This window comes from Halopenitus persicus, from assembly GCF_002355635.1.
In the GTDB taxonomy this organism is placed as follows: domain Archaea; phylum Halobacteriota; class Halobacteria; order Halobacteriales; family Haloferacaceae; genus Halopenitus; species Halopenitus persicus_A.
Map to the genome: position 1 here is coordinate 2,636,378 of NZ_AP017558.1, position 15,087 is coordinate 2,651,464.

General features: G+C 67.3%; 16 protein-coding genes. 11 read left to right on the forward strand and 5 right to left on the reverse strand.

Going from position 1 to position 15,087, the window contains the following annotated elements:
* Positions 1-157: 157 nt before the first annotated feature.
* Both CPZ00_RS12820 and CPZ00_RS12825 read left to right on the forward strand, forming a co-directional pair.
* Positions 158-799 (forward strand): 30S ribosomal protein S3ae, encoded by a 642-nt coding sequence (locus tag CPZ00_RS12820; RefSeq protein ID WP_096391235.1) that lies wholly within the window; start codon positions 158-160, stop codon positions 797-799.
* 138 nt (positions 800-937) lie between these two features.
* Positions 938-1,216 (forward strand): DNA-directed RNA polymerase subunit L, encoded by a 279-nt coding sequence (locus tag CPZ00_RS12825; RefSeq protein WP_096391236.1) that lies wholly within the window; start codon positions 938-940, stop codon positions 1,214-1,216.
* A gap of 87 nt (positions 1,217-1,303) precedes the next feature.
* Here CPZ00_RS12825 and hisF read toward each other — a convergent pair whose 3' ends face one another.
* On the reverse strand, positions 1,304-2,119 hold the full coding sequence (gene hisF, locus CPZ00_RS12830; protein WP_096391237.1) for an imidazole glycerol phosphate synthase subunit HisF: 816 nt from the start codon (positions 2,117-2,119) through the stop codon (positions 1,304-1,306).
* An 87-nt stretch (positions 2,120-2,206) separates the two neighbouring features.
* The gene (locus CPZ00_RS12835; RefSeq protein WP_096391238.1) at positions 2,207-2,683 is read right to left on the reverse strand and encodes a DUF5793 family protein; all 477 of its coding nucleotides are present in this window, start codon (positions 2,681-2,683) and stop codon (positions 2,207-2,209) included.
* Between the two features lie 108 nt (positions 2,684-2,791).
* Here CPZ00_RS12835 and CPZ00_RS12840 point away from each other — a divergent pair, with 108 nt between their 5' ends.
* From CPZ00_RS12840 to CPZ00_RS12855, 4 genes are all read left to right on the forward strand, one after another.
* Positions 2,792-3,298: a DUF7549 family protein gene (locus tag CPZ00_RS12840; RefSeq protein ID WP_096391239.1), complete on the forward strand. Its 507-nt coding sequence runs from the start codon at positions 2,792-2,794 to the stop codon at positions 3,296-3,298.
* Between the two features lie 61 nt (positions 3,299-3,359).
* Complete coding sequence (locus CPZ00_RS12845) at positions 3,360-5,006, forward strand: type II/IV secretion system ATPase subunit (protein ID WP_096391240.1); 1,647 nt, start codon at positions 3,360-3,362, stop codon at positions 5,004-5,006.
* A gap of 64 nt (positions 5,007-5,070) precedes the next feature.
* Positions 5,071-7,227, forward strand: a complete 2,157-nt coding sequence (locus CPZ00_RS12850) for a type II secretion system F family protein (protein WP_096391241.1) — start codon at positions 5,071-5,073, stop codon at positions 7,225-7,227.
* A 94-nt stretch (positions 7,228-7,321) separates the two neighbouring features.
* A complete protein-coding gene (locus CPZ00_RS12855) occupies positions 7,322-7,645 on the forward strand; it encodes a hypothetical protein (RefSeq protein ID WP_096391242.1) in 324 nt (107 codons plus the stop codon).
* A 39-nt stretch (positions 7,646-7,684) separates the two neighbouring features.
* Here the strand turns inward: CPZ00_RS12855 and aglJ are convergent, their stop codons facing one another.
* Entirely contained in the window at positions 7,685-8,593 is a 909-nt protein-coding gene (aglJ, locus tag CPZ00_RS12860; RefSeq protein WP_096391725.1) for an S-layer glycoprotein N-glycosyltransferase AglJ, read from the reverse strand.
* Between the two features lie 132 nt (positions 8,594-8,725).
* On the opposite strand from aglJ, the gene CPZ00_RS12865 reads away from it, so the two are divergent.
* The 3 genes from CPZ00_RS12865 (at position 8,726) to purM (ending at position 12,350) form a co-directional block, all read left to right on the forward strand.
* Positions 8,726-10,543, forward strand: a complete 1,818-nt coding sequence (locus CPZ00_RS12865; RefSeq protein WP_096391243.1) for a TraB/GumN family protein — start codon at positions 8,726-8,728, stop codon at positions 10,541-10,543.
* The gene (locus CPZ00_RS12870; protein ID WP_096391244.1) at positions 10,540-11,208 is read left to right on the forward strand and encodes a zinc metalloprotease; all 669 of its coding nucleotides are present in this window, start codon (positions 10,540-10,542) and stop codon (positions 11,206-11,208) included. Before CPZ00_RS12865 ends, CPZ00_RS12870 begins: the two co-directional genes overlap by 4 nt.
* 122 nt (positions 11,209-11,330) lie before the next feature.
* Positions 11,331-12,350 carry a phosphoribosylformylglycinamidine cyclo-ligase gene (purM, locus tag CPZ00_RS12875; RefSeq protein WP_096391245.1) on the forward strand — a complete coding sequence of 340 codons (1,020 nt, stop codon included), beginning with the start codon at positions 11,331-11,333 and terminating at the stop codon, positions 12,348-12,350.
* Positions 12,351-12,553: 203 nt separating this feature from the next.
* On the opposite strand, the gene CPZ00_RS12880 is transcribed toward purM, so the two are convergent.
* Positions 12,554-13,093, reverse strand: coding sequence for a CBS domain-containing protein (locus CPZ00_RS12880; protein WP_096391246.1), 540 nt, complete (start codon positions 13,091-13,093; stop codon positions 12,554-12,556).
* A 133-nt stretch (positions 13,094-13,226) separates the two neighbouring features.
* Positions 13,227-13,586, reverse strand: coding sequence for a DUF555 domain-containing protein (locus CPZ00_RS12885; RefSeq protein ID WP_096391247.1), 360 nt, complete (start codon positions 13,584-13,586; stop codon positions 13,227-13,229).
* A 296-nt stretch (positions 13,587-13,882) separates the two neighbouring features.
* On the opposite strand from CPZ00_RS12885, the gene CPZ00_RS15635 reads away from it, so the two are divergent.
* Together CPZ00_RS15635 and psmB are read left to right on the forward strand one after the other, a co-directional pair.
* Positions 13,883-14,056: a hypothetical protein gene (locus tag CPZ00_RS15635; protein ID WP_172861833.1), complete on the forward strand. Its 174-nt coding sequence runs from the start codon at positions 13,883-13,885 to the stop codon at positions 14,054-14,056.
* 245 nt (positions 14,057-14,301) lie between these two features.
* Positions 14,302-15,021, forward strand: coding sequence for an archaeal proteasome endopeptidase complex subunit beta (psmB, locus tag CPZ00_RS12890; RefSeq protein ID WP_096391248.1), 720 nt, complete (start codon positions 14,302-14,304; stop codon positions 15,019-15,021).
* The last annotated feature ends 66 nt before the right edge of the window (positions 15,022-15,087 follow it).

Here is a 15,087-nt window from a genome sequence, read left to right on the forward strand (position 1 = left end):
ACGGGCACACGACCGACGCAGACGCAACCGACGCAGACGCAACCGACGCAGACGCAACCGACGCAGACGCAACCGACGCAGACGCAACCGACGCAGACGCAACCGACGCAGACGCAACCGACGCAGACGCAACCGACGCAGACACGACACACCAGACATGAGCGAACGATCCGTATCCAAACAGACGCAAGAGAAGCGATGGTACTCGGTGCTCGCCCCCGAGCAGTTCGACCGGGACGAGATCGGCGAGACCCTCGCGGAGGAACCCGACCAGGTCGTCGGCCGGACGATCACGACGACGCTCGGCGACCTGAACCAGGACAGCAGCGGCAACAACACCAAGCTGACGTTCAAGATCACCGACGTCGGCAGCGACACGGCCTACACCGAGTTCGTGAAGTACGAGCTGACGCGGGATTACCTGCGCTCGCTCGTGCGGCGCGGCTCCTCGAAGGTCGAGGCGTCGATCACGGTCCTCACGACCGACGACTACCGCGTCCGACTCCAGCCCGTGTCGTTCACGACGAAGAAGGCCGACCGCTCCCAGGAGCAGGCCATCCGTCGCGTGATGATCGACCAGGTCCACGAGGCTGCCGCCGACCGGACCTTCGATGAGCTCGTCGACTCGATCGTCGAGGGGCGGCTCTCCTCGGCCATCTACGGCGACGCGAAGACGATCTACCCGCTTCGCCGCGTCGAGGTCCAGAAGCTCACCCTCGAGGCGCGGCCCGAGGAGGTCGCGGCCGAGGAGGAGGCTGCAGTGGACGTCGACTCCGAGGACGTCGCGGTCGACGAGTAGCTCGACCACCCGCGGATCCGGCCTCGCCGACGGCGGCACGCGATCCGATCGGCGAAACCGGATGCAGATCCCTTTTCAGTGCCCGGTCGCGCCCGTCGAGACGAAACGTTGAAACGCGGCTCGGACGAATCGCTCGCTATGGAACTGCGGGTCATCGATAAGAGCGAGGCGGAACTCCGCATCGAGATCGCGGGCGAGGACCACACGTTTATGAACGTCCTGAAGGGCGCGCTGTTGGAGGCCGAGGACGTCGCCGCGGCGACCTACGACGTCAACCCCGAGCAGTCGGGCGGTCAGACCGAGCCAATCTTGACCGTCAAGACCGAATCCGGCGACCCGCTGGACGCCCTCGAGGACGCCGCGGACGCGATCACCGAGAAGACGACGGCTCTCTCCGAGGCGGTCCGCGCGGCCTGACGCTCGACGATCCTCGCGCGTGGCGATCGTGGTGCAGCGTTCGTTCGAACTCGTTCCAGCGGCGATTCGTTCCAGCGGCGATTCGTTCTAGTTGCGAACCGGCACGCCGCGCTCGTCCAGATACTCCTTGACCTCGGCGATCGTGTACTCGCCGAAGTGGAAGATCGAGGCCGCCAGCGCCGCGTCGGCGTCCGCCTGGGTGAACACCTCGTAGGCGTCCTCTGGGCCGCCACAGCCCGAGGAGGCGATCACCGGCGTCGAGACGGCGTCACAGACCGCGGTCATCAGGGGGATGTCGTAGCCGTCCTTGGTGCCGTCGCGGTCGATCGAGTTGATGAACAGCTCGCCGGCGCCGCGTTCCTCGGCCTCCAGTGCCCACTCGACGGCGTCGATGCCGGTCCCCTCGCGCCCGCCCTTTTTCGTACATTCGAACCAGACCGACTCGCCGTCCGCCTCGACGTAGTGCTCGCCGGCCTCGTCGTAGCGGCGGCGGGCATCGATCGAGATGACGATACACTGCGAGCCGAACGCGGCCGCGCCCTCGTCGATCAGGGTCGGCCGGTCGAGCGCGCCGGTCGTGATCGACACCTTGTCGGCGCCCGCCCGAAGCGTCTCCTTGATGTCCTCCGTCGTGCGGATCCCGCCGCCGACGGTCAGCGGAATGAAACATTCGTCGGCGACGCCGCGAACGACGTCGAGCATGGTCTCGCGGCCGTCGGCCGAGGCGGTGATGTCGAGGAAGACGAACTCGTCGGCGCCCGACTCGTTGTACTTGCGGGCCAGCTCGACGGGGTCGCCGGTGTACTCCAGGTTCTCGAAGTTGACGCCGGTGTAGACGGCGGCGGTGCCGTCCTCGTCGAGGTCGACGTCGATACACGGGATGATGCGTTTCGTGAGTCCCATTCGCTGTCGTACCCTTGACCGTGGACGGTACTAAAACCACCCGGGCGTCGATGGTGCGGCACGTGGCCCTGGGCCGTCACCGGCGCCTCACAGCTCGACGCCGGACGGGATCAGGCTCTCGCCGCGGAGCAGGTTGCCGTCGGGGTCGTACACGAGGAAGGTCCGCTTGTCGTAGGTGACCAGCTCCTCGCCGTCGACCGTGATCTCGACCCGGTAGCGTCCCTCCTCGTCGTCGGCCGCCGCCCGGCCGTATTCGCGGGCGGCCCGGATGAACCGCCGGACGTCGTCGGCTTCCTCGTTCAGCTCGAGCACGAAGTCGCCGGTCACCCGGTTCGTGACCGCGACGACGCCCTCCGCATCCGGGCCGTCCTCGAGCGCGTCCCGGAGACGGAACGCCACGTCGGTCTCGTCGGCGGCGAGCAGCTCGCCGTCCGGGCCGGTGAGTCGGTTCGTCAGTAACCCGTCAGGGCCGTGGAACGCGATCCGGACGAGCGGCTTGTCGTGGTTGCCCCCGGCGTCCGGGTCGACGTTGTCGACCGTCAGTTCGAAGTACTCCCGCCGCATCAGCTATTCGAACCTTATCGGCCGGACGGTATGAACGTAACGCCCCCGGATCGTCCGCGACCGGTCGTCGAGGAACGTTTTTAAGTGATCCCGGTTCCGGGTGGTCGTATGGTCTGGGTACGGTCGGAGTACGCCGGGGAGCTCGCCGTCGTCTCGGCGTGGCTCGCCGCGCTGGTTCCCTGGAACGTGACGTACGCCTCGATCCCGGGGTACGGATCCGCCGTGTACCTCCGCTATCCGTTCCTCGAGGTGCAGTATCTGCTCGGGTGGGCGATCGACGATCGGTCATTCTTCCTGCACTCGATCCCGGCGGCGATCTCGAACCAGGCGGGGCAGGTCGTCTACGATGCCTACCTCGCGTGGGCGGCGGGGTCGGCGCTGATCGGCGGTGCCGTCATCGTCTCGATCGTCTACTACCTGGCGGAGGAGCGCGTCGAGAACGGGCCGGTCGATCCGGTCCGGCTCATCGGGGGACTGCTCGCGGCCGCCGGCGTCATCCTGCTCGTGGCGACGTACCTGCTGGTGACGCTCGGCGTACCGGGACTCCCGCTGCCGGTCGGGGCCCTACTGCTGGTCGCCCTCGGGGCGGTGCTGCTCGGCGCCGACCGGCGGTGAGACCCGCCCGGCGTCAGTCCAGCTTTTAAGTCGACGCGGACCGACGACCGGGTAGGAACGTATGTCGGGGGATACGAACGCCGGAACCGGAGGCGACGGGCGACTCGAGACCCTTCGTCGTCGCGCGGTTCGGACCTGGGAGATGCTCCGTGGCTCCGACATCGCCGTCCGGCCGTTTCGCCCCGGCACGGACGGTCCCTTGGGGACGTTCACGCCGCCGGACGACGAGACCGAGGTCGATCGCTATTGGGTGAACGCCCCGTTCGCGTACGTCGTGGTGACCTACGACGACGAGGAGAGCGAACACCGGTATCACGCCGTCGAACCCGACCTCGACGCGTTCACTACGTCGCTGCTCCGTCGCGTCGTCGACGACATCAGGGACCCGCTGCTCTTTCAGGAGGGCGCCGGAACGACTCCGGAGACGACGCTCAAAGCCGAGCTCGAGTCCCTGCTCGAGCAGTACGGGGTCGCGATCGATATGACGACCTTCCACGCGCTTGCGTACTACCTCTATCGCGACTTTCGGGGGTTCGGCAAGGTCGATCCGCTCCTGAACGACCCCCACATCGAGGACGTCTCCTGTGACGGCTACGACCTTCCGATCTTCGTCTACCACGACACCTACACCGACGTCGAGACGAACGTCTCCTACGGGCAGGAGGAGCTCGACAACTACGTCATCCGGCTCGCCCAGCAGTCGGGACGACACATCTCCGTCGGCGAGCCGATCGTCGAGACGACCCTCCCGGACGGCTCCCGCGCCGAGTTGGCCCTCGGCGAGGAGGTCACGCCGAGGGGATCCGCGTTCACGATCCGGCAGTACGCCGACGAGCCGTTCACTCCGATCGATCTGATCGACTACGGAACGTTTTCGATCGAGCAGATGGCGTATTTCTGGCTGTGCATCGAGCACAACAAGTCGCTCATCTTCGCGGGCGGGACCGCCTCCGGCAAGACGACCTCGATGAACGCCGTCTCGATGTTCATCCCGCCGCGTGCGAAGGTGCTCACCATCGAGGACACCCGCGAGCTCTCGCTGTACCACGACAACTGGCTCTCCTCGGTGACCCGCGAGCGCCTTCACGAGGGCAGCGACATCGACATGTACGACCTGCTCCGTTCCGCGCTCCGCCACCGGCCCGAGTACATCCTGGTCGGCGAGGTCCGCGGCGAGGAGGCGGTCACCCTCTTTCAGGCGATGAACACCGGCCACACCACGTTCTCGACGATGCACGCCGACTCGATCGAGACCGTCATCAACCGGCTGGAGAACGAGCCGATCAACGTCCCACGCGCGATGGTGCAATCGCTCGATATGCTGTCGATCCAGACCCTCGCCAGGTTCGGCACCGAGCGCGTCCGGCGCGCGAAGGTGATCGGCGAGATCGGCCGGATCGACCAGCGGACCGGCGAGCTCGACTACTCCTCGGCGTTCGAGTGGACCCCGGAGTCCGATACCTTCACCGCGAACGACTCGGAGCTCCTCGGCGAGATCCAGGAGGAGCGGGGCTGGGACCGCGCCGAATTGCTCACCGAGATCGACCGTCGAGAGCGATTCCTCGAACTGCTCCGCGAGCTGGGCATCACGGGCTACAAGCGGTTCACCGCGCTCGTCAACGAGTACTACGCCGATCCCGACCGGGTGATGAAACGGCTCGAATCGAAGGCGGCGTCCGAGCCGGATGCGGAGGCGACGAACGCGTGACCCGACGATCCGGTCGGGAACGGCGGGACGACCGTGAGATCGACCGTATCGCGGCCTGCGGACGATGATCCGTTTCCTTCCGCTCGTGGCGTTGGCGGCCGCGCTCGGCGTGCTGATCGCTCCCACGGTGAGTCGACGTGCTGGACTGTTCGTCTCCCGACTCGCGCTGTCGCTGTTCGGTGACTACGTCGCCGACGAGAGCCCACGCAAGCAGGAGCAGCGTACGCTGTTGCGGTCGGCACACGCGAGTGCTACCCACCGCGTCTATGCCTCGAAGACGCTGCTGTACGCCGGCGCCGCCGGGATCGCGGGCGGGATACTGGGGATCTACGTTGCCGCGGGCGCCCTGTACGCCCTCGAGGTCGGAGGTGACCGGATCGAGGCAGCGCTGCCGACGGGACTCGCGTTCCTCGCCGACCTCGCTCGGCTCTCGACGATCGGGGTCGGCGAGCTGTTCCTCCTGTTGGTGTTCTTCTCCGGAACGCTGGGCGCGACGTCGGCGCTCGCCGTCTACTACGTCCGGTGGCTCGTGCTCGACCAGCGCGCACACGACCGCGGCGCCCGGATCGACGCGACGCTGCCGCGGACGGTCGCGTTCGTCTACGCGCTCTCCCGGTCCGGAATGACGTTCCCGACGGTGATGAACACCCTCGCCGAGAACGAGGACGTCTACGGCGAGGCGGCGACCGAACTGAGCGTCGCCGTCCGGGACATGAACACCTTCGGAACCGACGTCCTCACGGCGCTGCGTCGCGTCGCTCACCACACGCCGAGCGAGAACCTCGAGGAGTTCGCCGAGAACCTGGCGTCAGTGCTCGGGTCCGGGCGGTCGATCTCGGAGTTCCTCAACGACCAGTACGAACGCTACCAGGAGGAGTCGGAGGCACAACAGGAGCAGTACCTCGAGCTCCTGTCCACGTTCGCGGAGGCGTACGTCACGGTGTTGGTCGCAGGGCCACTCTTTTTCATTACGATCCTCGTCGTCGTCGGGCTCGTCATTCGAGACACCGTCCCGATCCTCCAAGTCGTCGTCTACGCGGGAATCCCGCTCGCCAGCGCCGGTTTCATCGTCTACGTGGACAGCGTAACGCAGCCGGTCGACGATTCGACGACCGCCCCGGTCGGCTCCGCCGGAACGGACGACCCGCCATCCGCGAGCCCCGTCGAGGACTCCGCCGGTCCGTCGGACCGGGCGACCGGAACGCGACCCGACGGTGGCCCCGCATCCGCCGCGGACGGGACCACCGACGACCGGTGGCGAACGGACCGCGAACGGCTCGCGCAGTACGACCGGCTCCAGCGCGTCCTCGGTTGGGCTCGTCGGCCGACGCGGCTGCTGTTGTGGCACCCGTACACCTCGCTGGCCATAACCGTTCCACTGGCCGTGGTCTGGGTCTGGTCGACGGCAACTCCGATCCCAACCGAATCGCTCGACGCGCTGGTTCGCGGGGTCGACGATGCGCTCGTTCAGTCGACGATCTTCGTGCTCGCGGTCTATGCCGTGTTATACGAGGTACAGAGCCGACGAACCGCCCGGATGGAGGCGGCGGTCCCGGACTTCCTGGATCGGTTGGCGTCGATCAACGAGGCCGGAATGACGGTCGTCGAGAGCCTTGACCGCGTTCGCCGGTCCGATCTCGACGATCTCACCCCGGAACTCGAACGGACCTGGCGGGACGTCGAGTGGGGCGCCAACGTGGAGTCGGCCCTGTATCGGATGGAGCGACGCATCAAGTCGCCGCTCGTCTCCCGTTCGATCGCGTTGATCGTGAACGCGATGCGGGCCAGCGGGGACATCGCGCCGGTTCTCAACATCGCCGCCGACGAGGCGCGGGCGACCCGGCAGCTCCGGCGCGAGCGAAAGCAGGTGATGTTGACCTACCTGATCGTGATATACATCTCCTTTCTCGTGTTCCTCGGGATCATCGCTTCGCTGACGCTCGCGTTCATTCCGGCGATCGAGGGGGCGGATCTCACGGGGTCGACGGCGGGAATGGGCGGGGTCGCGAGTGGCGTCGGCGGCGGAATCGCCGACGGGCTCGGCGACGCGAACGTGGCTGGGTACGAGCTGATCTTCTATCACGCGGCGGTCATTCAGGGCGTCTGTTCCGGACTGATCGCCGGCCAGCTCGGCGAAGGAGACCTCCGCGACGGAGTCAAACACGCGGTCGTCCTGCTCGCGGCGACGTACCTCGTTGCGGTCGCGATCGGTCTGATCTAGCCCGACCACGCCCGGAGCGGCGGATCGGACGGCGGGCCGCTCCGCCGTGGTGAGTCGCCTGGGTTTTTGAGGGACGAACACGAACCCGATCACGATGGCTGTCCGTCCCCCGAGCAACGACGCCGACGAACCGGACGCGATCGAGTTCGGAATCGCGGCGCTCGACGCCCACCTGGAGGAGTCCCACGTCGAGTTCCCGGCGACCCAACGGGAGGTGCTCGAGGGGCTCTCCTCGACGGCGGTTCCCTACGACGCGTCGGGCCGAACGCTCGACCTCGAGGAGGCGTTCGACCGCGTCCCGCGGGAGCGTTTCGAGACCCGCACCGAGCTGATGAACGCGGTCCATCCCGTCTTCGAGGAGCATCGCCGTCAGGGCAGGTCGATGCTGGATCGGCTCCGCGAGGCGCTTCCGTTTTGAGACGCTCGCCGGCCGGTTCCCGCTCGACGCCGCGGGCACTCAGTCCGGCTCGACGCCGAACTGCTCCCGGTGCAGCGTCAGGATCATATCGGCCAGGAAGCCGAACATCAACAGTTGAACCCCCAGCAGGACTCCCGCCGCGGAGACGATCGCCAGGATCTCGTGGCCGATGCCGTGAGCGATCCAGTCGTAGAGCACGTAGATCGCAACGAGGAGGCCGCCCGCCGCCGCGATCGTTCCGACGCTCCCGAAGTAGAACAGGGGGTTGTTCGTCTTCGCCTTTCGGTACAGCTCCAGGAAGATGATTCCCCCATCGCGGATCGGGTGGAGATTGGTATCGGACCCCGCCGGACGCGGGCGGTACGTGATGGGGACGACCTCGACGGCGACGCCGCGCTTGACGCACTCGACTGCCATCTCGGTCTCGATGCCGAACCCCTCGGCAGCGAGCGAGAGGGATTCGAACGAGTCCCGCGTGAACGCCCGGTAGCCGGAGAGGATGTCACCGTAGTCACGTCCGTGGATGCGTGCGAACGCTCTGTTTATGAGCCGATTACCGATCCGGTTGAGCCGCGTCATCGCGCCGGGGCGCATATCCGCGAACCGGTTCCCGATGACGTGGTCGGCTCGCCCGTCCCGGAGCGGTTCGAGCATCGCCGGCGCGTCCGCGGCGTCGTAGGTCGCGTCGGCGTCCGCGAGCAACACGAACTCGGCGGTGACGTGGTCCCGGACCGCCTCACGAACGGCCTGTCCCTTCCCCTCGCCGGACTGTTCGATCACCCGAGCGCCCGCCCCGGCGGCGAGCTGCCGCGTTCCGTCGGTCGAGCCCCCGTCGACGACGAGGACGTTCTCGAACCCCTCGTCGCGGTAGGCGGCAACGACGTCTTCGATCGTGGCGGCCTCGTCCATCGTCGGCAGGAGGACGCACACGTCGGACGATACAGCCATCGTCGAATCGTGGTTCACGTGATCGGTTAAGTATGCGGGTTTGTGCGCCGGTCGGTCGCGCCGGTCGGACCGAAGCGGCGGGACGCCCCTGACACACAACCACTATACGCGACGCTCGACTAGCGGGGCGTAATGCCCGACACGCCCGAGGAACCGGACGATCGACTCGGCGGATCGTCCGGTGACCAGTCACCGTCCGCGTCCGTCCGTGAGCCGGACGTCGGGGACGGAACCGACGCGGGCCAGCCAGGCGGAGACGCGACGCCAACCGACGGCGACGCCGAGCCCGGATCGGTGACCGTGGTCGGCACGGCTCACGTCTCAAGCGAGAGCGTGACCGAGGTCGAGGAGACGATCGAACGCGAGCGACCGGACGTCGTCGCCGTCGAGCTCGACGAGGGTCGGTACCGACAGCTCCAGGGCGAAACGCCCGACGATTTGGACGCGAGCGACCTCCTCAAGGGGAACACCGTCTTCCAGTTCCTCGCCTACTGGATGCTGTCGTACGTTCAGACCCAGCTCGGCGACCGGTTCGACATCGAACCCGGCGCGGATATGATGGCGGCCGTCGAGACCGCGCAGTCGCTGGGGATCGACGTCGCGCTCGTCGATCGTGACATTCAGACGACGATGCAGCGGTTCTGGGCCCGAATGACGATCGCCGAGAAGCTCCGGATGGTCGGCGGTCTCGCGTTCGGCGTGACCGACTCCCGGATCGTCGGCATTCTCGTCGGCCTCCTCGTGGGCTTGCTTGTCGGTCCCGCCATCGGTCTGTTCGGCGGATCGATCGGGATCACCGACGCCGTGCTGCTCCGGGTTGCCGGCGGTGCCCTCGTCGGCGCCGTGATCGCGTATCTGGTCGATGCCCTCGGATCTCGTGCGCTGGACCCCGAATCGCGGCTCGTCGCCGCGCTGGGTGCCGGGCTGGCGGCCGCGGGGGTCGTCGCGGCCACGGGCGTCCTCGATGGCGTCCTGACCGCGTGGCTGGGACCGTTCACGATCCGCGCGATCGGCAGCCTCGGCCTCGGCCTGATCGGCGGCGTGACGCTGGGCCTGTTTGCCGCCGGCGTGCTCAGCCTGTTCGGGGAACTCGAGCCGACCGACGAGGGGGGCATCGAGGAGTTGGAGCTCTCGGAGCTGACCGACGCCGACGCCGTCACGATGATGATGGAGGAGTTTCGGCAGTTCTCTCCCGGGGGCGCCGAGGCGCTCATCGACGAGCGGGACGCCTACATCGCCCATCGACTCGTCGCGCTCCGGGACCGCGGTTTCGACGTCGTCGCCGTCGTCGGTGCCGGCCATCGACGGGGGATCGAGTCGTATCTCGAGGACCCCGCAACGCTGCCGCTGGCGGCCGACCTCGTCGGAACCGAGCGGGCACGGAACCACCGAATCCCGTGGGGAACGATCATCGGCTATGCGATCTCGATCGCCTTCATCGGGTTCTTCGTCCTGCTTGCGATGGCGGGGGTCGGCAACGAGTTCCTCCTCCGGCTGTTCGCGGCGTGGTTCGCGATCAACGCCGTCTTCGCGTTCACGTTCGCGAAGCTCGCGGGCGCCCGGTGGACGTCCGCCGGCGTCGGCGGCGCGGTCGCGTGGATGACGTCGATCAACCCGATGCTCGCGCCGGGCTGGTTCGCCGGCTGGGTGGAGCTGCGAAGCCTCTCGGTCAACGTGAGCGACGTCGCCACGCTGAACGAGCTGCTGTCCGATGAGACCAAACCCGTGACGCAGATACTCGCCGAGATGTTCGACGTGCCCCTCTTCCGGCTGATCATGGTCGTCGCGATGACGAACGTCGGCAGCATCGTCGCCAGCTTTCTGTTCGCGACGTATCTCCTGCCGCTGTTCGGCGCCGAGATCGGCGGGATCGACGGCGTCTCACGGCTGATGATCGAAGGAGCACGAAACAGCGCGGACGCGATCTGGGCGGCGGTGACGACGCAATGAGTCGGCCACACGGCGGCCGCGGCGTCCGTATCGGCGGCCTCCAGTTCAGCCGCACCGAGCTGCGGGACCTCCTCGTCGCCTGGATCGCGCTCGGCGTTGCGTTCGCCGTCTTCTTCGAGGGCGGAGCGAGGGCACTCAGTGCGCTGTTATCCCCGGTCGGAGTCGTGTTGGTCGGCATCAGCCTGGCGACGGCCGGCGTCGCGTTCCTCCTCCACGAGGTCGCCCACAAGGTCGTCGCGGTCCATTACGATCAGGTGGCCGAGTTCCGGGCGGACCACGGGATGTTGTTCCTCGCGGTGATGTCGGCGTTCCTCGGATTCATCTTTGCGGCACCCGGCGCGGTCCACCATCGAGGGCGGCTGACGCCGCGGGAACACGGACACATCGCGCTGGCGGGTCCTGCGGTGAACCTCGGCCTCAGCGTGCTTTTCGCGCCGGTCCTCGTGATCGGCTTCGCGACCCAATCCACGATCGTCTCGGTGCTCGGCGCGCGCGGCGTCGCGATCAATCTCTTTCTCGCGGCGTTCAACCTGATCCCGTACGGTCCCCTCGACGGGAAGACCGTGATCGGCTGGAACAAGCCGGTCTGGGCCGCCTGTTTCGTCGTCTCGGCGGTCGCGACGGCCGGATTCCTGATGAGCGGCGCCGGCGCGTACGCGTTCTAGAGTCGACGGTTGCGACCAGCCTCGGAGACCGCTGCCAGCTACGGCGGTCGCTACCAGCCACCGTTCGAACCGATCGACCGACAAGCGGTGTGTTTTTGGACCGGCGAACCGCCTGCACGAGTATGAACGAGGACGAAGCCTCCGGTTCGAACGCCGCCGTTGACGGCGGGCACGACGGAGACGACGCGGAGCTCACCTACGCGGAGTCGGGCGTCGACATCGACGCGAGCGAGGCAGCGACGGCGGCGCTCATCGGCGCGGTCGGCGACTCCGAGGGGGATTACGCCGGACTGCTCGACATCGGTGACCGCTATCTCGCGCTCGCGACGGACGGGGTCGGGACGAAGCTGCTCGTCGCCGAGGCGCTCGGCGACTACTCGACGATCGGCATCGACTGCATCGCGATGAACGTCAACGACCTCGTGGCGGCGGGGGTTCGGCCGGTCGCGTTCGTCGATTATCTCGCGGTTGAGGACCCGGACGAGACCGTCTCGGAACAGGTCGGACGGGGACTCGACCGGGGTGCCGACCGCGCCGACATCGAGCTGGTCGGCGGCGAGACGGCGGTGATGCCCGAGGTGATCCGGGGGCTCGACCTCGCCGGCACGTGTGCCGGCCTCGCTCGGACGGACGCCGTCTTCGACGGAACGGCCGAGCCGGGCGACGCGCTCGTCGGGTGGGCCTCGTCGGGAATCCACTCGAACGGGCTGACGCTCGCCCGAACGGCCGCGACTCGGCGCCACGAGTACACCGATCCGTACCCCTACGACGGCTACGAGACGATCGGCGAGGCGCTGTTGGAGCCGACACGGATCTACACGGACCTCCTCGATCCGCTTCGCGAGCATGGGGTTCGCGGCGCGGCCCACGTGACGGGCGGCGGCTGGACGAACCTCGAGCGGCTCGGCGAGCACCGCTACGTGATCGAGGACCCCTACGACGCCCAGCCGGTCTTCACGTTCGTTCAGGAGGAGGGTTCCGTCTCGGACGAGGAGATGCATCGGACGTTCAATATGGGCACGGGATTCGTCGCCGCCGTCGACGCCGATCGGGCGTCGGCGCTTGCCGACGCGAGCGGTGGACGCGTGATCGGTCACGTCGAGGAAGGCGAAGCGGTCGAGATTCGAGAGTTGAAACTGTAGCTCGGACCGAAGATGGACCGGTAACGGATGGCGAACAGGGTACGCGTGTCGTCGCTCCACCCCCGGCGCGTACCGCACCCGCCCGGACCGGGAGTGGACGGTTCTCAGCGCATACGGACGCTGGTTCGATATCCGGTTTAAAATCGAGGGAGCGGTGGACCGACGAGCGGCGAATCGATCCGTTCGGACGTCGGTCGAACGACCTAGGACAGATGCGCGGCGATGTCCGCCTCGGTGATGATCCCGACGGTCTCGCCGCCGTCGGTGACCATCACGGCTTTGTAGTGGTCGAGGAGGTTGCGGAGCTCGTCGACGGTCGCCTCGGGTGCGACGGTCGGGAACGACTCGCTCATCACCTCGCTGACGGGCAACTCGCCGACGTTTTCGCCGGCGTGGACGATGTCACCCTGGCTGATCGAGCCGACCGGGACGCCGTTTTGGAGGACGGGGAGCTGTGAGTACGCCTCCCGCTCCATCAGCGCAACCGCCTCCCCGGCGGCGTCGTCCGGGGCGACGCTGATGACGGTTTCGTGCATCAGATCGCGGGCTCTGACGACCTCGCCCTCCGCCTCCTCGAGGGCGTTGACGATCCGCCGAAGCGTCGAGAGCCGCGGGTCGACGTCCCCTCCCTCGATCCGGGCGATGAGGGGCTGTGAGACGCCGGCCGACTCCGCGAGGGCGCTTTGGGTCAGTCCCAGCGCGTTGCGGCGCTCCCGGAGATCCTGTGGCGTGGGTAAGTCCATACGGGGGATAACTATGGGTTATACGAAAAGGTTTCGGCGGCGGTCCATCTCGCCCGCGGGACGACGCACGGACCGGTCGCCAACCGGGAGTCGGCCGGGATCAGGGACCCCGTCAGGACCGGAAGTCGACCGGTTACTCGGCCTCGTCGGCCTCGGTTTCGACGATCTCGATGACCTCCAGGGGAACGTCACGGAGCGCGCCGCCGACCTCGCTTTTCGCGATCCGGGAGGCGTGCTCCTCGCCGTCCGCGTTGAAGATCTCGATCTCCAGGAGGAGACCGACGAGCGCGGTGCCGGCGGCGATGAACGCCGAGTCGAAGGGCTCGCCACAGGCGGGACACGGGGTCGCACCCACTTCGACCTCGACGTACTGTTTGTCGGTCTCGTTGAGTCGTTTGCCGGCCTCGCTGACCGCGACGCCGATGGCGTCATCGATGTCCTCGACGTCTCGAACCAACCAGGCGGCCTCCATCGCGACCAGGTAGTTGCTCATACGTGCGGGTGGGTGTGGGAACACACGTGCTTTGCGGTTTGACGTCGGCATACCGCGACCGTCCACGCACGCGCTGCCGTTCCGATCGATAGGCGCACGACCCACAGCCCTTCGTCATAAGTTATGCAAATGGGTCGAGGGACTCAACGATTGTATCGGGATGGATCCGGCTTCGGAACGTTCGCGTGGGTGCCGCGACGGTGTCGATCGCTGATCGCCCGACTGCGGCCGGATCGAACTCGGCCTTCGGTGGGAAGACTTATATATGGCCTCCGTCTCGCTGGGAGCGAAGATCGATGTTCAGCCGCACCCGACACGCGATCCGATTCGGCCTTCACCAGCTAACCGTCACCCTCGGAATCGCCCTGTTCCCGATCGTGCTCGCCGCCCGCAGCGCCGGATTTCCGGTCCCGATCCCGATCGGCCGGCTCGTTCGAGCAACGGGTGCGGCTTTTAAGACCGCCGAGTGACCGTCGACCGCCCATTGGCCGACCGTCGACCGCCCATTGGCCGACCGTCGACCGCCCATTGGCCGACCGTCGACCGCTTATGGGTCGCCCATCGGCCGATCACGACTGATCGCCGTCACCGGTGACGCTCGATTTCTCTCCGGGAGCGCCGGCTCGGCCGTCCCGGTCCGCCGCGGGTCACGGATTGCGGGTCGCAGGGGACCGAAGGGTTGCCTTTATCAGCGCCCGCGGCGAACCGGGACGTAATGCGAACACCGACAGGCGACCTCTCGATCGAACCGTCGAGCGATCAGCCGGTCTTCGGGCCGGAGCTCGGCGAGTTCACCGACCGCGAGCAGCGCGCCGCCGAGGCGAACGACGGCGAAGGGATGAAGACCGGGACGACGACGGTCGGCCTTACCACCGACGAGGGCGTCGTGCTGGCGACGGATATGCGTGCCTCGATGGGACGGATGGTCTCCTCGAAGGACGTCCAGAAGGTCGAGCAGATCCACCCGACCGGCGCGTTGACGATCGCCGGGTCGGTCTCGGCGGCCCAGTCGCTCATCTCGACGCTCCGTGCTGAGACGAACCTCTACGAGGCGCGTCGTGGGGCGGACATGTCGATGCAGGCGCTCTCGACGCTCACCGGGAATCTGCTCCGGTCGGGCGCGTTCTTCATCGTCCAGCCCATCCTCGGCGGCGTCGACGACGAGGGTGCACACATCTACTCCATCGACGCGCTCGGCGGCACGACCGAGGAGGAGTACACCGTCACCGGCTCCGGCTCCCAGTACGCGCTCGGCGTTCTCGAACAGGAGTTCGAGACGGGCCTGTCGAACGACGACGCGAGGACGGTCGCCGCGAAGGCCATCAAGTCCGCCGTCGAGCGGGACCTGGCCTCCGGCAACGGGATCAACGTCGCGGTCGTCACCGAGGACGGCGTCGATATTTCGCGCCACAAGGAGATCGACGACCTGCTCTAGGCGGTCGGCGACAGTTCCGACGTAATCGACCGGCCGCACGTGCGGGGAATCGTTTTCGACGCGTTC